Origin of the sequence: Novosphingobium sp. Chol11, from assembly GCF_900218065.1 — a bacterium.
GTDB classification, from domain to species: domain Bacteria; phylum Pseudomonadota; class Alphaproteobacteria; order Sphingomonadales; family Sphingomonadaceae; genus Sphingobium; species Sphingobium agri.
The window spans coordinates 264232-282760 of the sequence record NZ_OBMU01000002.1 but is presented as its reverse complement, the minus strand read 5'-3'; the positions used below and the strand labels follow the sequence as shown (position 1 = coordinate 282760).

Sequence of the window (18529 nt, the reverse complement as noted above, 5' to 3'; positions counted from 1 at the left end):
TTTATCATCCCTTTGCTCAAGCGATAAATTGAAGTTTCGCCATCCATGCTATTAACGCTATCTATAATGATCAGACTCGCTCCAAGGTCCGCGCTCCATATCCACGATGCTTGACCGCTATCTCCTCCGCTATTTTCTGGCCGTCGTGGATCAGGGCAATTTCTCGCGCGCCGCCGCGCATTGCAATGTGTCGCAACCCACGCTGTCGGTCGGGATCGCGAAATTGGAACGCACCCTCGGGACGCCGCTGTTCGTGCGGACCAACCAGCGCGTCGAGCTGACCGAAGCGGGGAGCCGTTTCCTTGTCCATGCGCGAAGAATAGAGCGGGAATTCAACCTCGCCATTGGTTCGATGAGCCCGGCCGATCATCCACCATCCCTGCGGCTGGGCGTTCTGGGCAGCGTGCCGAGCGCGCTCGTGGCGCAGGCTGTCGCGGCGGCGCGGCCAATGAAGCAATACCGCTTCGAACTGATCTTCGGCAGCGAACGGGAATTGACCAGCCATTTGGCGAAAGGCCGGATCGACATAGCATTGACCCTGGTCCAGCGCGGCGGCGAGCGCTTCCTGGAAAAGCCGGTCTGCACCGAAGGCTATGCCCTGGCGATGACCGCGGATCACCCCCTGGCCGGGCACGAAAGCATCGCGGCAGAGGAACTGGCCAATGAGGTGATGATCGTTCGCCGTCATTGCGAGGCGCTCTCCGACACCAGCCGCCATTTCACCGAACGGGGCGTGCGGCCGCATTTCGCTTTACGGTCCACTGACGACGATCGCGTCCTGAACCTGATCGCCGCGGGCCTGGGCATCACCGTGATGCCGCTCTGTTACCGGCGAGAGGGCGTAGTCCGCCCCCTCCTCGCAGGGTTCGACCTCAAGCGCACTCTGGGATGGGCTGCATCGGCGGAGGCGGAGCATCTGCTCAATGCGCCGCCTCCCCTGTTCCTGGCCATCGAACAACGGCTGGCCGATCGCGGGACGGGATTTCCCCGACCCGCATAGGCTGCCTTATTTCGGCAGCCCCGCCAGCGCCTTTTCGATCCGGTCGAGCGCGGCGTCGGTCAAGATTTCCGGCATGGCAGGCTGAAGCGCGCGCAGCCGCGTCTGGGGAAACAGTCCTTGCTGAGAAGAGGTCGACAGGCCCGGAGCCTCCCGGTCGAGGATCGCGCGCGCACGCGGATCGGCGAGCAGGTCGCTGGTGAGGGACTCGGTGCTGAGCCGGTCTGCCGCCTGAACCTTGACCGGCCCCGCCACGACCTTCAGCGTGGCAAGCTCCGCCTCGATCTGCTTCATCTTCGCCTCGTTCAGCGTATTGCTGTCGAACTGCTGGACGCTGGCGAGTGTCATCTTCTCCCACCCATGGACATGGCTCATCCCTGCGAGCATGCCCGGCACCTGCCGGTCGAGCAGCGCCCGTCCGCCCGATGTCACGACGATATGGCCCAGAAGGGAATTGCGCGTGAGCGGACCTGCCGGGATCGGCGGCAGCGCGCGCAAGGCGGCCTCGCTCCGGTCCGGCTCGCCCTTGCCCGCCGGAAGCGGCGGCAATTCCCCGACGCGGCTGAGCGTGACCGTCACGTCCCTGGCGCCCCGCGTATTCGCTATCCGCAGGACCGGCGCGTTCTTTGCCGAACGGACCGTGCCGCCGCTTACCGTGACAGTGTAGCCGCCCGGATAGTTGACCGCCGGGATGCGGATCATGGTCTCGCCCTTCGCCGCGCCACCACCGGGCGGTGCAGAGGTATAATGATACCGCATCACGCCCTTAGCGCCGTCGAAGCTCATCGTCACCGGCGTGCCCGCCGTCGCCTCTGCATAGGGGCGCGCATAGGCGCGCAGCAGGGCGACGCGATTGCCATTGCCCCGATCACGCAGCTTGGGATCGACCAGAGCCTCGAACGCGCCCCGCGTCCAGGCAAGCCAGGATATGTGGCGCATGTCGAAGTCGACGGCCTGTCCCGCTATCTCGGCGGGATCGTTGCTGAAGCCCCACTCCGTATTGATGATCGCCGCCTTCTCCTGTTGAGCATGGGCCAGTGCGCCATCGTTCACCCGGTCGCGTACTTCTTTGACCGGACCATAATTGTGGAAGGAAAAGCCGCGCGTCCCCTGCGCGGCGGCAAAGGGCGTGTTGATCGGCGTGCCAAGAGCCCCCTGGAGCATGAAGGGCTCGACAAAGACGATCATCCGCGGCGCAGCTTCATTGATCGCCCGCGACGCCTTTTCATAAAAGGGTTTCAGCAGTTCCTGTTCCAGCTCCCGGCAGTTCGCCTTGGCCGGATCAGGCTGCGCACATCTGCTTCCAGTCGCTGGTTCATTCATGACATCGATGCCAATCACGGCCGGATCGTCCCGGAACCGCCGCGCCACCGCCGCCAGACCCTCTACATAAAGATCCTGGACACCCTTCCCCGTGCCGGAAACCGGATGGTTCTTCCAGAAATTGTCGAAGGAACGCTGGACCGCAGGATCCTTGAAATAGCCCATCGGGAAATTCATGCCGGGGATACGCTGATGACCGTCAGCAAAGACCGCCCAGTCCGGCATGCCTCGTACGCCAACCAGCGCAGAATATTGATCCTGATGGAAATCGATGAGGGTGTAGATCCCCGCTTCCTTGTACGCCGCCACGGTTTTCGCGATGCGCTCCATATAGGCTGTGTCGATGACGCCGGGTCGCGGCATCAAACCCGACAGGAAGATGACGAGCCGCACGCCGTTGAAGCCCTGTTCCGCCATGCGGGAGGGCGTCTCCGCACTCCATCGCTGATCATCGGAACCGCCAGCCCGGAATTCGGGAAGCGTGACATTGCCGCCATGGATCATGATCGTGCGGCCAGTCTGATCCACGAACCAGCGGCCTTGCTGAGCAATGCGCTGCTCGGCTGGTGCGGCAAGAGCGGTGCTCGCCATGCACATGGCGAAGGTCACCAGCAACGACTGGGGCATTTTCATGATCCTGGCCTCTCTCTAAAATACCTCATTATTCGAACGATTATGTACTAATAGCAAGTCCGTGATCGAGCCTTAACGCATTACTTAGCTTCCTTTCCGGTCCTCCCTCCGCCGAGCCGCCAGGCGACCCCGCGATTTGCAAATCGTCATATCAGCAGCGCTAATATGCAGGATTAATGGGATAAACCGTCAAATCCTCTGACCATCTGTTGCATATAAAGCACGGTTTCGTTCGAAAATTGCTGTCAGATGCTGAACCGGATTGCGGCTTGGCCGCGCCGCGTCTAGCGGCGGCACCATTCGCGGGACCTAATCCCTGAACCTTGGAAAGGATGACATGAAAAAGGCGAATACCCTCGCTGCGTTGTTGTGCAGCGCCGCTCTGATCGCACCGGCAGCTGCTTTGGCACAGGATGCCGCCGGCAGCGAAGGCAATGACGTAAACGAGATCGTCGTGACCGCAACGCGTGAGGCGCGCTCGCTCCAGTCTGTGCCGATGACCGTCAACGTGGCAACGGGCGAGCAGCTCCAGAAGTTCAACATCTTCGATGCCAAGGACGTGCAGCAGCTCGCGCCGGGCCTTGAACTCACCAACACCTCAGGCCGCAACAACACGACGACCCTGCGCGGCGTGACCTTCGATCCTGACCAGGGCACCAGCCCGGCGGTGCAGGTCTATTACAACGAAATTCCGACCGACGCGCAAACCGTCTACACCGCCCTGTATGACATTCAGCAGATCGAAGTGCTGCGTGGGCCGCAGGGCCTGCTGCGCGGCCTGTCCGCCCCGGCCGGTTCCATCACCATCGCGACGCGCCGCCCGAACTTCGACGAGATCGAAGGCTATGCACAGGCGACCGCGACGTCGCGCGCTGGCTACAACGTCCAGGCAGGCGTTTCGCTGCCGTTCAATGACACGCTTGCGATCCGCGTTGCTGGCCTCGTCGATGGCAACCGCCTGAACAATGTGCGCAACATCACGCGCGACGAGCGCTCGCGCAGCCGCACCGAAAGCGCGCGCGTGACCTTGGGCTGGCGTCCGAGCAGCGATTTCACCGCTTATCTGAGCTATCAGTATCTGTTCGCCGACAATCTTCAGAACCAGCAGGTTGTTGGTTCCGGCGCTCTGGCAGATGGCTTCAACCGGTCGGGTCCGGCGCTTGACGCTTCGGACTATGCCGCAGTCTCGGACGGCCGCTTCCGCAACCAGAATGAGAGCCACATCGTTAACCTGGCATTCGACTATGATCTCGGTCCGGCAACCCTGTCGTTCGTCGGAGCTCATCAGTACAGCAGGCTGACTGCTGAGCGCGATCTCGACGCGGGCAACGCCATCCCGGATTATGTGTACGCATCCACGGTCCGCTCGCCTTACAAGGTGGACTCGGCTGAAGTTCGTCTTGCCTCCAACAACAAGGAAGGCTTCGGTTGGGGCGTAGGCGCATTCTACACGAAGCAGACTGGCACCGTTGTCACCAATCAGCGCGCAGATCAGTTCTTCGCTCCTCTCCCGATCGCATTTGGCGCCTATGTGCCGATCGATACCCTGGTACTCACCCCCGTGGATACGCAGACCTGGTCATTTAACGGCAATCTGCGGTATCGTTCGAACGGCTTCTCGATCGAAGGCGGCCTGCGTTATTCGATCCTCAAGAATGTCCAGACGACCGACATCTTCGTGTCGTCGCCTGGCAATCCGGCGATCGGTGCGCCCGCATTCGTGCTTCCGCCGCAGCAAGGCGTCCCGGCCGACCTGCAGCGGTTCACCAACAAGCCGCTGACCGGCGGTGTGACGGTATCCTACGAGTTTAACTCGCGGCTCAATGCCTATTTCGCTTATGGGCATTCCTACCGCGCCGGTAGCACGGGCGTGGCGGTTCCGCTGGGTGTGAGCCGGGACCTGATCCGTACGCAGCCCGAAAAAACCGACTCCTTTGAAGTTGGCCTGAAGGGCAAGCTGCTGGACAACCGTGTGAACTTCACTGTAGCGGCTTTCTACCAGACCCTGGAAAATTACCTGAACCGCTTCACCGGCATCTATTATGAGTCGGCTGCAGCCAGCCCGCCGACGGGTGGCTTCGATTTCAACTATAATGGCGATGCAAAGATCAAGGGCGTGGAAGCGTCGATCGATGGCCGCGTCAACGATAACTGGGACCTGGGTGTAAGCGCTTCCTATGTCCGTGCACGCTACGATAATGCTGTCGTGCCCTGCAATGACTATGCCGGTACTGGTTCGCCGAACCAGGATGCAACTTCTCCCGCTGTCACGGGCCCCGGCAATGTCAGCTATTGCGAGACCAATGGACGGTTGTCGCAGACGCCGGACTTCAACCTGACGGCCAATACGGAAATCCGTTTTCCGATGGGTCAGGTCACCCCGTTTGTACGGGCCTTGGTCAACTATCGTCCTGGCTTCTACGCTGACCAGGTCGATTACGACTATCGTTCGCGCACCCTGCTGAACATCTTCGCGGGCTTCCGGACTGAAGACGATCGCTTTGAACTCACCGCTTTCGCTAAGAATGTGCTGAATCAGAAGCGGATCACCAATATCAGCCTGGGGACCACGCAGTTCAACACCGGCATCCCCGGCTCGCCGGTGCCCGGTTTGCCGTATGAATCCGGCTATCGTACCGCGAACGTCACCAATCCGCGTGAGTTCGGTTTGACCGGAATGTTCCGCTTCTAATTTCGACGGAACTTTTATCGGAGATCGGGGCCAGCAGGATATCTGCTGGCCCCTTTTTCATTTTAGGTCCTATCGACCGCTCAAGTGTTAACTGAACGATGCCGTCAACGTGGTACTCATACTGGTGAACTCGTCATCAACGCGCAGAAATATGCATATGGCGGGGCACCAGGACCCATTTTGGTTGTTCTGGAGCAGCACCGCGCCCGATTTCGGCTTATTGTCGCTGACAAGGGAAAAGGACGTGGGCAACAGGCAGGGATTTGGATTGCGTAGGTTGAATGCCATGGTCAAACGGCTGTCAGGGACGATCGAGGATGATGACAACCGGCCGGGTTTGCGCGTCATCTTTTCCGCACCGGTTGATCCAGCGAAGAACCTCAGCCACTCTTTAGCACCGGTACGTGCAGATATGGCGAGCGAGATCGACTGATGGAGGAAGACAAGGCAGCCACCGGCATTCCATCGCGCGGCGAAATGGATACGCCGCACGACAATATATTGGGCAGCCAAAGCGGGCAGCATCACTGGAAGCAAAGCGTCATCACCAACCCATCGCTCGACGAACGTGGCAGCGTCTTCTTCGCCGCGATCGAGATGACGCGCATGCCAATGATCCTGACCGATCCGGCGCAGGACGACAATCCGATCGTTTTTGCAAACAATGCCTTTCTCGATCTCACCGGCTATGACCTCGATGAGGTGGTCGGCCGCAACTGCCGGTTCCTGCAGGGCGCTCAGACCGACCGTGAAGTAGTGCGGCAATTGCGTGAGGCCGTCGCGGCACGTCACGCCATCAGCATCGAGATATTGAATTATCGGCGCGACGGCTCCCCCTTTTGGAACGGGGTTTTCATCGGGCCGGTCTATGACGAGCATGGCGAGCTTCTCTACTTCTTCGCCAGTCAGCTCGACGTCACCGCGCGCAGGGAGGCCGAGGCCACCCGCTTCCAATCGCAGAAGATGGAATCCATCGGACAGCTGACGGCTGGGGTTGCCCATGACTTCAACAATCTGCTTCAGGTCCTCGGCGGCAGCCTCGACATGATGGCCGCGCGGCGGGACGATGATCGGACGTTCAGGCGCTATCATGCCGCTGCTACGCAGGCGGCCGACCGGGGGACGAAGCTGACCGCCCAGCTCCTGTCCTTTGCCCGTCGCAGCCGCCTCGAACCAAGGCGGATCGAACTGACCGGCCTTATCAGTTCCATTGCTGAACTGCTGGATTCAACGGTGGGGTCGCGTGCCGACCTGCAACTGAACCTGCGGCGGCGGCTGCCTGAGATCGAGGCCGATCCCAATCATCTGGAAATGGCCCTCATCAACGTCATCGTCAACGCGCGCGACGCGGTGGCCACCGGCGGCGTGATTACGGTTTCCACCGGCACGGAAACGGTGGACGCAGAACATCCCGTGCCTGGCCTCGATCATGGCCAATATGTCGTGATGCGGGTGGATGATGACGGCACCGGCATGTCCCAAGACACGCTGCAACGCGCGATCGAACCCTTTTTCACGACCAAGCCGAAGGGAGCAGGTACAGGGTTGGGCCTCGCCACCGCGCACGGCTTTGCGCAGCAGTCGCGGGGGGCGCTGAAGATCGATAGCGTCGAGGGACAGGGCACATCGGTCCGCTTCTTCTTCCCCATCCCTGTCGATGATGATCGGCAGATGGCTTTGGAACCCGACACCGGAGGCTTCCGGCCTGATGAGGTCGATCGGCAGAGCAGCAAGACAATCCTCGTCGTTGAGGACGAGCTGATGATCGCAGATATTGCCGAAGCGACTCTGCGGGAGGCGGGCTATCATGTCCGGGTCGCCCATGATTATGACCAGGGACTGGCTGCCTTCGAGGAACTGACGGCAAATGGCGGCGTCGCCCTCGTCTTCTCCGACGTGGTGATGCCGGGAACCCACAATGGCCTCGCCCTAGCGCAGGAGGTCAGGGCGCGCGCGCCTGAAGTCCCAGTACTGCTTACGACCGGCTATAATGACGAGATGGCTCTTCAGGGACCGCAGCCGGAAGCGCTAGACGTGCTTGGCAAACCATATCGTCGCAGCGAGCTGGTCGCCCGCGTCCAGGCGGCGATCAGGCGTGGCGGGCGGGATCGCCAATCTCACCAGACATCCGACTTCGGGCATGCGCAAGGATGATGCGGAACCCGGAATGAACGAGGATTTGGACCAACCTACCTGAACGTTCTTGACGCGAGCTTGGTAACGGCGCTTCTCAGCCATTCAATTAGAGGGTTCGGGTCCCGTGAGCCGCTCTGCCTCCTCGATCAAGCGCCGTATCTTGCGCACCGCCATGTGCGGCGTCGTCAATATTGGTTCAGATCGCAGTGTTCTTACGAGAGGGACTGCGCGCGCCATGGAAAATTGCCCGACGACGATCACATCGACTGGCGGCAATGTAGCGGCTGCGGCGGCGCTCAAGGCGTCATGCCGATCGCCGTCGCCTGCTTGGAGAGCCTCCAGCGCTCCGGCCGCGAGCGCCGGTACGACAGTCGGATGCGCCTGACCCATCGCATCAGCCATGGCGTTGATCTCGGCCACCAGCGGCGCCACGGATCCCTGAAATGTGAGCAGCAAACCAATGCGGCCGCCCTCCGGCTTGTCGCGGCAAAGCCTCAGGGCTTCGTCGAAAGCGCCTTCATTGGGTGTAATGACTGGGATGTCGAGATCCGCCTTCACCTTTTCGATTGCAGGACGAAAGGCTGAACAGGTGAACAATATGCCTTGGGTCGGCGCACGCCCATCACTGCTCGCGGCCGCATAGCGGCCGAGCGTCAAAAATCTTTCGTAGATATCGTCCGTGATCTCGCCGAGCGCCGCATAGTCAGCCGCGAGCGAGTCATCGATCAGATTGTGGGCGCTGGCTTCCGGCCATTCTTCGCGAATTGCGTCCATCGCAGGCCCCGGTGATTGGGCAAGAGCGCTGATGAGCATGACGCGCGGTGGCTGGGACATTGCACTCTCCGCAATTAAGTTGTCATTGGGCCATGGCGCTGCCATCCCCCTTCCGCAAGTGGAAAGGAAGGGGTTGGATGCTAAGGCTGGATAATAAAATCGCCATCGTCACGGGTTGCGGCTCCTTTGCTCCCGGTTGGGGCAATGGAAAGGCGATAGCCGTTCTGCTCGCGCGTCAGGGCGCAACGGTGCTGGGCGTCGATCTTGATCTGGATGCAGCCGCCGAGACTTGCGAGATCGTCAAAAGCGAAGGCCATGTCATGCACGTGGCAAGCTGCGACGTGACAAACGGAGAGCAGGTGCAGGCGCTCGTTGACGACTGCGTCGGCCGCTTTGGCCGCCTTGACGTGCTGATCAACAACGTTGGACGCTCGGAGCCTGGCAATCCCGAGACGATGGACGAAGCCGTCTGGCGCCGCCAACTCGACCTCAATCTGACGAGCGCTTTCTTGACCAGCAAGGCCGCGCTGCCGGTGATGGCAAGCCAGGGTGCGGGCGCCATCGTCAACATCTCCTCTATCGCTGGACAACGCTGGGTCGGCAAAGACCAGGTTGCCTATGCCGCTGCCAAAGCGGGCTTGATCCACTTCACCAAGGTTACCGCAGTTTCCTATGCCGCCAAGGGTGTGCGAATGAACTGCGTCGTTCCCGGACTGATGATGACGCCGATCGTTCAGCGGCTGGCGGACAAATATAATGCAGGCGACTATGAAGGAATGGTCGCTCGCCGTAACGCGCAAGTCCCCATGGCGCGGATGGGTGACGCTTGGGATGTAGCGCATGCCGCCCTGTTTCTGGCCTCTGACGAGGCGAACTACATCACTGGCACAGAATTGGTCGTTGATGGAGGAATTACAGCCTTCACTGGTCCCTGAGATACAGGACTGCCAAAACAGTTACGCAAGAAACGGACGCTCACTGTGTGAGCGTCCGTCGATTTTTCAAATTCTATTTAGTTGTTGCCGAAGCTGTAACGCAGCCTAATTCCATACATACGCGGTTCGCCGTAAAGCGACGCGAAGATGCCAAGACCATTATAGCTGTTAGCATTTGCAACGCGATATAATTTGTTCGTCGCATTGGTAACGAACAGGCTCGCGTCCAGGCCCGTCTGGCGGATATTCCGCCAATCGAGTGACATGTTCAACAGACCATACGGCTCCAGCGTCGATCCAGGCTCAAAAGACGGGTCACCAGTGGGCGACGTATGCTGCTTGGAAAAGTGGGAATAGCTGATGAGGTAGGACAATTCACCCATGTCCTCGCCCATCGGCAGCTTCGCCGTGGCACGGATATTGTAGATGTAAGGCGTCACGAACTGGAACGGTATACAGCTCGCATCGACGGTGCCGCCGAAGGGAACGACTGCAAAGCCGCCGCCTGGCAGGCAGGTGCGATCCGCACCGAGCGAGGTGAACTGATATTTTTTGTAGTCGGCGTCGGTGTGGCTGAACGTGCCTCCAATCTCCAGTCCCTCAAACGGGCGGATTGATGCTTCTGCCTCAACGCCTTGGATCGTGGCAGTCGCCGACAAGATCTTGGCGCCGCCTGCAAAGGTGGTCCGGTTGAAGTCCGAACCCGGGCGTTGGATATTCTTATAGTCGGAATAGAAATAGGTGACGTTCAGACGACCCGGCACCGAGCCAATGCTCCAGTCGGACTTGAAACCGGCTTCATAGCTGGTGAGCTTTTCAGGATCGAATGTCCGGAATTCGGAGTTTACTGCCACCGAATTGAATCCGCCTGCCTTGTACCCGCGCGTCACCTTGCCATAGACCATTAAGCCATCGATTGGCTTGTAATCCAGGCCAATGGTCCAGGTTGGAGCCTTTGTCTTCAGAGTCGCGTCAAAGCGGCAATCCGCGGGGCTGGGGCGCGGGATCGGACCCAACACCGAACAAATCACGGTGCCGTCGGCGCGGGGTGACCATGAGGTATTGAACCCCTTCACCGTATCCCAGGTATAACGATAACCTGCAGTCAATCGCAGATTTTCGAGCGAAGCAGAAAATGCCCCGAAATCTAACGTTCCCTGGGCGTACAAGGCCCGCGACTTGTTGGTAACCCCGCTCAGGGAACGAGTGCCCGCACAAGTGACCGGGTTGCCGGTATTATCCGGTGAGCAGAACTGGACAGCTGCGCTCTGCCACACCGACGCTGGCTTCGTGTCTATATAAAAGCCGCCGATCGCATAGGTGAGATGGTTATCGAGCGCTCTCCCCTGCAACTGCAGTTCTTCGGTAAACTGTTTCAGATGGTCGCGCGGCCCCGTAAGATTCACCGCATTGTTATATCCATTGACGGGTATACCGAATTCATCAGTCAGCCCAGCGACGGGGAAGTCCGGGAAGTTCGCACTCTGCGAGATTTGATATGCCTGCAACGGCGTACCATCATTGTCATTGCCGTAATCAGATTTAAGCTTCTGATAGCTTATGATGTTCCGGAGTGTGAGTTCCTCACTCAGTTCCACATCTGTCGTGTTGATCACGCCCCAGGCGTCAATATTGCTGTAGCTGTCAGCATCATTGCGGGTCTTGCGTGGACCGATCTGCTGAGAGATCTCCGTCTGTCGGTTATAGATCGCCGCACAGGCCGGCGTTGCGCAGTTTCCTGTAACCAAAGATCCGATCCGAAAACCACGATTGATATAGCCAGCGCCGTTGTTCCGCGATCTCGAACCATAGATCATCAGATTATTGGTCAGTTGCTCTGTCGGCTTTGCAAGGATGCTGACCCGGCCGGTATACCAATGCTGGTTATCGCGATCCTTGTCCCAGACGATGTCCTGGGTATAGCCGGTGCGGTCATAATAGGCGCCAGCGACGCGGACGGCGAGCTTGTCCTCGATCAGCGGGACGTTGAGCGCGCCCTCGATGTTCACGAGGTCATAATTGCCATATGATCCCTGCACATAGCCTTCCACCCGGTCGGTGGACGGCTTGTGCGCGGATAGCAGAACCGCGCCGCCAGTCGTGTTCCGGCCAAACAAAGTGCCCTGAGGGCCAGAAAGAACCTGAACATTCTCAAGGTCGACGAACTGGCCTGGGCCTCCTTGAAGGCTGAGACTGATCGAAGCGATGAGTGGTACTTCGTTAAAGTAGGTCGCAACTGACGGTAGCGCGAGAAAGCCTGTTGATTGCCCGCGGATGGAGAAGCTCTGCACGTCTCGGCTCGCCTGCCCCTGGGTGCCGACGACCAACGAAGGAACGTTGCCATAGAGCTTTTGCGGCTCGGTGATATTCAGTTCGCGGATTCGTTCTGGCGAGAAGGCGCTGATGACGATCGGCACGTCCTGCGCGCGCTCTTCGCGACGTTGCGCCGTGACGATGATGTCGCTGATCTGCGTCGTTTGCGCGGCCGCATCCGACGCTCCCGTCTGTGCCTGAGCAGGCACGATTGCACCTAGAAATGCCGCGCCTGCCAATAACGAGACATCGAAGTTGTTCTTTACCCTTCTCATACACTCTCCCTAAAATTAATCTGATTTTTTGATATTATTATTGTATGTCGGCCCCTATGAGGCCGCACTTTATGAAAGAGCAGAGTATTGATTTGCGGTTCATTGAAAGATTGATTTTTCCGGACATCCGAAAATATTCATATCGATCATGAGCACTGTGAGCCTTTGTAGCCGCAAGTTTACGCGGCGATCTGCTCCTCATGAGGACCAGGCGCTTCGCGCGGATAGATGCTCGGGCGTCCCATGTCGTAGGTCGCGGTAAGCACACGGATGAAGTCACGATCGTGCAGGAAGTCGGACGGCATCCCGAAGCTCACGCCCCGTTCGCGCAGATCCGCGCAGAACATGTCCAGCACCTGCTCATGTGTAAGATCATCCTTATGTTCAAGGATCATCTTCATCTCGTCCATGTCGGCATAGACATTAGCGCCCCAGTGAACCATCAACCGCACCTCGTCGGCGGAAATGCGATCGATCACGCGCTCACCCGTCTTGATCCGCCAACCATCGGCGACCTCTGGGTCGGCTGAAATCACGGACTCGAATGCGAGCCCCTCAGGCTTGCGCCGGTGCAGCGGGCCGCATGCTTCGCCGCGATGGAACATCATTTCATTCGGTACGACGACGCCCCTGTTCCACATAGGCGCTGCAATTCGCTTGGGCGCCGCCTGCGGGCCGTCGGGCCAGTAAGTGAAGCCGCCGCCAATGGTGCCCCGGTAGAACCAGGACACGATCTGCGCTTTCTTCACCAGCCACTTCTGAAACAAGCCAGATTTCGTCATGGTGTTCATAAGCCAAATGGGCGTGTTGCGATGGGTGATGCCGCGAAACTCGGTCGCATCTAGGTGAGCCGGATCGGACATATGCGCGGCGCCCTGGATAATGAAGTTCATGGACTCCGGCGCCGCATATTTCGCATCCCAGTAGGAACGCACGCGCGCCATATTGCCGCTGTTATAGAATATGTCCTCAAGTTCCTCGAACTGGCACACGCCGTGCTGGGCAAAATAGCCGCGAAAATGTGGCGAGACGAACATGTCCAAGGTAGGCGTCACACCCTCCGGCATTGATCCAGAGCCAGTGGCGATCAGTTCCTCGACCGACTTGAAATGCTGTGCGAGCACGAGCTTCCACGGCCCTTCACGGCGGATAACATCCATCATCCGGGCATGCTGATCCTCCGTATAGACGCCATCCACGATGCGCGGCTCTGCAACGGGACGAATGACGAAAGGTGCATTCATGGCAGGCTCCTCAGCGTTGGACGTTTGACATGTTCACTTTGCCAGCAGTTCGACATTTTCACTCAGCCGCCCTTCTGGATCGGTGGTGAAGAGTACGCGCACGCCATGTTGCGGCATTGATTTGATGGGGCCGTTATGCTTGCCGCCATGCGCCAAAACCCGCGAGGCAAGCGCATCCAGGTCATCGGTAATAAAGCCCAAAATAACTTCCTGGTCGCGAGGGGCCGGACGATCGATAATCTTGAACATAACCAAAGACTCCGACGACATGGTGTCTCCTGGACCCATGATGACTTCGCGTATCGATCCACCCGCGCCACTATCGTCATTCTGGACGCGATGAAGCTTATTGAGGCCGTATACCTGATGATAATATTCGGCTTGAGCTTCTTCGTCGTCGACAATCAGCTTTGTGAATCCAAAGCTTGCTTTACGTGATTCCGTCATATGGATCGTTCCTTAAACATCATGTTTACGCTGCGCATCGTTGATGCTGCGGTATGTCGATTAGAGAGGTGACGGCTACGCAATCTCTCCGGCAACCAACGTATCTAAGAGATCGGCATGGTTTTAATCAGCCATCGCAATCGGCGCAGACGGCGTTGACCCATTGATCCAGAATAGGGTCAGGAGCAGCAGGGAACGCAGCTTTTCAGTATCTGTGCAGCAGAAGATTAGCACGGCTTGGAAGAAGCCGGACGCGCATACTGGCGTCGAACTTAGCCGATCTGCTTCACATATTTCCGGGTCCGCCATCGCCAACCTCTCCCAGCTCGCGATTTCTTGAAGGAGGGTTCGCGTAGCTTGGACGGTGAATATATCCCGGTTATTCGGGACGCAACCTTTTTCGACCACATGGTCGATAAATATCGGTAATGATGATGCGTTGGCGGCAGACCCAACTATGCTATCGGAAGATAAGCAACCATATGGCGCGAAACACCCGGATTATGACCAAGGATACTGGCTTGAAGGCCAAAGAGGCGGCGAAGGCATTGCCAAGGGGGCGCCCTCGTAAACTGGAACTTGGCCAGGTGATCGACGCCGCCTTAGCCGTCGGATTGCACCAATTGACGATGGCCGCCGTTGCGGAAAAGCTGGGTGTCGCGAAGGCTGTATTATATGGATACGTTAAGGACCGCGACGAATTGGTCCGGATCGCCTCCGCCAGGGCGTCCCGCCGGCTTCATAACCCGGAAGATAATGGCCAGCACTGGTGCAGTTGGATCCTCGAAGACGCCCGGGCCTTGTACGAAGTGCTCACGATGGATGGGGAGCTGCTCGAAACCTGGATCAATGGCGTCCAATCGCCGACCCTGGAAGTCGACTCCGGCGAGTCATGGCTGCAGGCGATGACCAAACGCGGATTTACCGGAGAGGAAGCGCTCCAGCTTCGCCGGATCGTTGCTCACCTTGTCATTGGCGCGGCCGCTGCATCGAAACGGGACCAGACGCTTCTCAGGGAAGGACGTTCACGTTCTAACATTATAAAGAAATCTGTTTTGAGCCGTTCGCCTGACGAGGCAGTGTTGCTGCGGCAGTTTATCGATGTCTTCGGCCGTGAGGTGACGGAAACCAATTGGGAATATGGGTTATATATCCTGTTACACGGCGTCACGGTCGCCCGCCAAGCCTTGGCGCTTCGCGACGGAGATTCTCAACGGCCTTTCGAAGAATATCCGACATCAGACATGCCATCACTTTGAGCGAAGCAGGGAATTGATTCGCGGAAGTTTCCCTCGCTAGGACACGCGGACCAGATAGCGGAACGCGTTCTGGGATGCGGCTATAATTTCAACAGTTCCGCAGCAGATCTTCCAAAGAAGCTCTCCCGTGCCGATTGGCTCATCCCTTCCATCTGTGCGTCATACAGCGCCACTGCCTCCTGATGTCCTTCGACATGAGGAAAGTCGGATGAAAAGACGATAATCCCCTCAGGGACGCGATCAATCGTCGGGCGTAACACGTCCTGCTGGTGCACAACCGACACGCGTACCTGTCGCTGGACATATTCACTGGGTTTGAGCGGCAGGCTGTAAGGTGCGAAGCTGAGCATTCGCGGGCGGCTGTTATCGGCTTCCCTATCTATTGTTTCCAGGAAGTCGGGTAACCAGTCGATCCCAAGTTCCGATACAATGACAGCAAGATTGGGATAACGGTCCAGCACACCGCCAAAGATCATCGCCGCGACCGCCAGTTGCGGCACAAGACGGCGGGACAAATTGGCGAGCCTGTAGAAAGAGCTCAGGTCCCCACCATTATTTGCCCAGCCGGGATGCATGGCCGAGCGGCCGCCGCCAACATGGAAAAGGATCGCCACGCCAAGATCCTCACATGTAGCCCAGAAAGGTTCGAAGTCTGGGTGATTGAGCGCTTTTCCACCATGGGGATCGGCTTTGACGAATACGGCGCGCGATCCTCTTTCACGGCCCGAGATAACCTGCGCAATCGACCATTCCACGTCGATCAGATCAACTACCACGGCCGGGATCAGGCGGTCGGTGTAACCGTGCATCTGCTCCAATGCCCAACGATTGTACGTATCCAGCGCCGGAAGAGCCAAGGATGGATCATTGCGCATGGCGTGCCGATAAGGATGATATCCGTTGGACGGCAACAAGATCTGCTTTTCGATGCCGCGCTTGTCCATCCATGCAATACGCGGCGCGGGCTGCCACGCCTCTGGGGCGAAGGCACCCGCATCCACCGCGATTTGCGGCGGCTCACCGCCAGCCAGTGATTTCTCATAAGCGTCGAGCACATAGGGCGGGATCAATTTCAACGGGTCAGGACGCAAGGCTGGCGGCACGGAGGAGAAAAGATCTCCGACTACGATGTCGAGCAGTTGTTCGGCTACCGTCATCTTAGGCAGCTTGGCAGCGAGGCTGGGATTGGCTTGTACGAACCAGTCCGCTGGCTCGTTGAAATGGCTGTCGACGTCGATGATTCGCATATCTGTCGTTCCTCTCCTACCTTTCGATAATGGTACGATTTCGTTTTCATGTAAACAGGCTTGCAGTTTGGACGGTTTCTGCGAGGACCTGCCCATGGCTCGTGCGTCATCGATAAGGAATGATCCGTCACTCCGTGGTCGGCCCAGACGGCAGGATCTGGAACACCGTCACCACAAGCTGCTTGAAACGGCCATGGGGCTGTTCATCGAGAATGGCCTGGCGGTGACGATGGACACGATCGCCAGCGCAGCCAACGTTTCAAAAAGGACGCTCTACGCCAGCTACCCCGACAAGATATCCTTGTTCCTGGCGGTATTGGAGTGGCTATCGTCAGAGGGCACCAAGGCCGCGCTGAGCCTGCCGCCCGACATGCCGCTAGTCCCAGCGCTCGTCCGATATGGCGAAGCCTTGTTCGACCATTATTCAGCCCCGCGTACAGCAGCTTTTCTGCGGCTGATGCAGAAAGAGAAAGAACGCGTACCGGACCTGGAGAGGATGATGCGGGAAGAGGTTGTCCGCGACCAGGTTATGCCGCTGGTCCACTATTTGGAGGCGCAGTTTCCGGAAACGCCCGATGATAGGAGACTGTTCGTGGCGGCACGCATGCACGTCCGCAATGTTATCGGGGAAATAAGCGATGCTTATGCGGACGGCCGCGTGCCGGACGCCATTGCCAGCCGGGGTTTCCTGCAATCCTCGGCGGAGATCCTTTCCCTAGGTATCCTTCGGAACGGCCTGACGGAACAAAGGGATGTCTGATGCAAACTGCCGAAGTTTTACTTGGTGCAGGCAGTGATTGGCTGGAACGGGATTTCCGTCCATGTCAAAAGTCCAACTATCGACCCGGCAGATTCCGCAGAATCTGGGTTTCCTGCTCAAGCTATTTGCGAGCTTTGACCAGCCGACGGCACGCTGATCGCGACGGCTTATCCTGCGTTGCGTTGCATATGGCGTAACGGGCCGTTACATGCTCCATAATGCCGGCGCTTACCTATAGTCGGCCAACAAGCCTCCGGACATGAACCGGTGGCAGGAGAGGATCATCGTGCGAGCTGCTGTTTTCGAAGGTGTGGGCAAGCCATTATCGATCCAGACGGTGGACGATCCCACCCCCGCGCCCGATCAGGTCATTCTGACGGTGGAAAATGCCGGTATCTGCGGATCAGACCTCCACATGACCGAAGGCGCGCATACGCCTGCTGGGCTCATTCTGGGCCATGAATTTGCTGGCACGATTTCTGCCGTCGGATCAGCAGTTAAAGGCTGGCGTCCTGGGGATCGCGTGACAGCGCTGCCGCTCAACGCTTGCAACAGCTGCGACACATGCGACCAGGGTCTTCCTGCACTGTGCAGCCAGAATCTGTTTACGGGCTGCTTTCTCACTGCTCAAGGCTCCTATGCACAATATGTCGCGGCACGCGGCTCGATGTTGCAGCGGCTGCCCGACGGCGTGAGCTTCGCGGAAGGCGCCATGGTCGAGCCGCTGGCGGTCGGTCACCACATTGTCGGAATGGCCGAACTGCCACGCGGCGCATCGGTTCTGGTGCTCGGTGGCGGCCCCATCGGCGCGGCTGTGACGCTTTTCGCGCGCCATGCCGGCGCGCGCCACGTCGTGGTCAGCGAGATGTCGGACGTCCGCCGGAATCGTGTTCTGGAAGTAGGCGCGACCGCCGTCATCGATCCTGCTCAAGAGGATGTGCTGGAAGCGTTTCGCAAGACTACTGGCGAGGCGCGTCCCGCTGTCGTCTTCGAATGCGTCGGATTGCCGGGCATGATACGGCAAGCGGTGGACCTGGTGGCGGTACGCGGCTGTGTCGTCGTCGCGGGCGTCGTCTTCCAGGAGGACAGCTTTGCGCCGATCGTTGCCATGGGCAAGGAAGTGACGATCCGGTTCAGCCAGGCTTATACGGAAAGCGACTTCGCCTCCGTCATCGACGCGCTCGCCCGGGGAGCCGTCGAACCCCGGCCGTTGCACACGTCGACCGTCAGCCTGGACGAGCTTCCTGCCGCATTCGAAGCGCTGCGAAAGCCAACAGACCAGTGCAAGGTGCTCATCAAACCCTGATCTCTGCGGGGACGTACTTCGACAAAGCATGGCTATGCGGCATTGTCGCCGCGATCAGTTTCCCGCTGAAGGCTGATCCGTGCTGAACCTGTCAAAGGGCATGCCGGAACCGGAATGTCCGAGCGAACAGCGCGCCAATGCGAATACAGACTTGTCAGCTTATCAGGTGGAACTTGCCGATTGAATTT

General features: G+C 58.7%; 14 protein-coding genes. 8 read left to right on the top strand and 6 right to left on the bottom strand.

Annotated elements, in window-relative coordinates; translation table 11 throughout:
• Nucleotides 1-106 precede the first annotated feature (106 nt).
• On the top strand, nt 107-1000 hold the full coding sequence (locus tag NCHOL11_RS13910; RefSeq protein ID WP_097093152.1) for a LysR family transcriptional regulator: 894 nt from the start codon (nt 107-109) through the stop codon (nt 998-1000).
• 6 nt (nt 1001-1006) lie between these two features.
• On the opposite strand, the gene NCHOL11_RS13905 is transcribed toward NCHOL11_RS13910, so the two are convergent.
• Nucleotides 1007-2953, bottom strand: a complete 1947-nt coding sequence (locus NCHOL11_RS13905) for a cellulase family glycosylhydrolase (protein ID WP_097093151.1) — start codon at nt 2951-2953, stop codon at nt 1007-1009.
• Nucleotides 2954-3290: 337 nt separating this feature from the next.
• On the opposite strand from NCHOL11_RS13905, the gene NCHOL11_RS13900 reads away from it, so the two are divergent.
• The 3 genes from NCHOL11_RS13900 to NCHOL11_RS13890 all read left to right on the top strand — a co-directional run bounded on the left by NCHOL11_RS13900 (nt 3291) and on the right by NCHOL11_RS13890 (nt 7799).
• A complete protein-coding gene (locus NCHOL11_RS13900; RefSeq protein ID WP_097093150.1) occupies nt 3291-5645 on the top strand; it encodes a TonB-dependent receptor in 2355 nt (784 codons plus the stop codon).
• Nucleotides 5646-5802: 157 nt separating this feature from the next.
• On the top strand, nt 5803-6078 hold the full coding sequence (locus NCHOL11_RS13895; protein WP_097093149.1) for a hypothetical protein: 276 nt from the start codon (nt 5803-5805) through the stop codon (nt 6076-6078).
• Nucleotides 6078-7799: a PAS domain-containing protein gene (locus NCHOL11_RS13890; protein WP_176502285.1), complete on the top strand. Its 1722-nt coding sequence runs from the start codon at nt 6078-6080 to the stop codon at nt 7797-7799. The genes NCHOL11_RS13895 and NCHOL11_RS13890 overlap by 1 nt, the downstream gene beginning before the upstream one ends.
• Nucleotides 7800-7883: 84 nt before the next feature.
• Here the strand turns inward: NCHOL11_RS13890 and NCHOL11_RS13885 are convergent, their stop codons facing one another.
• Nucleotides 7884-8615 (bottom strand): arylsulfatase, encoded by a 732-nt coding sequence (locus NCHOL11_RS13885; RefSeq protein ID WP_217991089.1) that lies wholly within the window; start codon nt 8613-8615, stop codon nt 7884-7886.
• A 77-nt stretch (nt 8616-8692) separates the two neighbouring features.
• Here NCHOL11_RS13885 and NCHOL11_RS13880 point away from each other — a divergent pair, with 77 nt between their 5' ends.
• Nucleotides 8693-9490, top strand: coding sequence for an SDR family NAD(P)-dependent oxidoreductase (locus NCHOL11_RS13880; RefSeq protein WP_097093148.1), 798 nt, complete (start codon nt 8693-8695; stop codon nt 9488-9490).
• A gap of 77 nt (nt 9491-9567) precedes the next feature.
• On the opposite strand, the gene NCHOL11_RS13875 is transcribed toward NCHOL11_RS13880, so the two are convergent.
• The 3 genes from NCHOL11_RS13875 to NCHOL11_RS13865 all read right to left on the bottom strand — a co-directional run bounded on the left by NCHOL11_RS13875 (nt 9568) and on the right by NCHOL11_RS13865 (nt 13769).
• Nucleotides 9568-12078, bottom strand: coding sequence for a TonB-dependent receptor (locus tag NCHOL11_RS13875; protein WP_097093147.1), 2511 nt, complete (start codon nt 12076-12078; stop codon nt 9568-9570).
• 179 nt (nt 12079-12257) lie between these two features.
• A complete protein-coding gene (locus NCHOL11_RS13870; RefSeq protein WP_097093146.1) occupies nt 12258-13322 on the bottom strand; it encodes a hypothetical protein in 1065 nt (354 codons plus the stop codon).
• A 33-nt stretch (nt 13323-13355) separates the two neighbouring features.
• Nucleotides 13356-13769, bottom strand: a complete 414-nt coding sequence (locus tag NCHOL11_RS13865; protein WP_097093145.1) for a VOC family protein — start codon at nt 13767-13769, stop codon at nt 13356-13358.
• A 503-nt stretch (nt 13770-14272) separates the two neighbouring features.
• Here NCHOL11_RS13865 and NCHOL11_RS13855 point away from each other — a divergent pair.
• Nucleotides 14273-15028: a TetR/AcrR family transcriptional regulator C-terminal domain-containing protein gene (locus NCHOL11_RS13855; protein ID WP_176502284.1), complete on the top strand. Its 756-nt coding sequence runs from the start codon at nt 14273-14275 to the stop codon at nt 15026-15028.
• An 80-nt stretch (nt 15029-15108) separates the two neighbouring features.
• On the opposite strand, the gene NCHOL11_RS13850 is transcribed toward NCHOL11_RS13855, so the two are convergent.
• Nucleotides 15109-16371 carry an amidohydrolase family protein gene (locus NCHOL11_RS13850; protein ID WP_097093327.1) on the bottom strand — a complete coding sequence of 421 codons (1263 nt, stop codon included), beginning with the start codon at nt 16369-16371 and terminating at the stop codon, nt 15109-15111.
• On the opposite strand from NCHOL11_RS13850, the gene NCHOL11_RS13845 reads away from it, so the two are divergent.
• Both NCHOL11_RS13845 and NCHOL11_RS13840 read left to right on the top strand, forming a co-directional pair.
• On the top strand, nt 16265-17035 hold the full coding sequence (locus tag NCHOL11_RS13845) for a TetR/AcrR family transcriptional regulator (RefSeq protein ID WP_369680251.1): 771 nt from the start codon (nt 16265-16267) through the stop codon (nt 17033-17035). The genes NCHOL11_RS13850 and NCHOL11_RS13845 overlap by 107 nt on opposite strands.
• A 286-nt stretch (nt 17036-17321) precedes the next feature.
• A complete protein-coding gene (locus NCHOL11_RS13840; protein WP_097093326.1) occupies nt 17322-18341 on the top strand; it encodes a zinc-dependent alcohol dehydrogenase in 1020 nt (339 codons plus the stop codon).
• Nucleotides 18342-18529 lie beyond the last annotated feature (188 nt).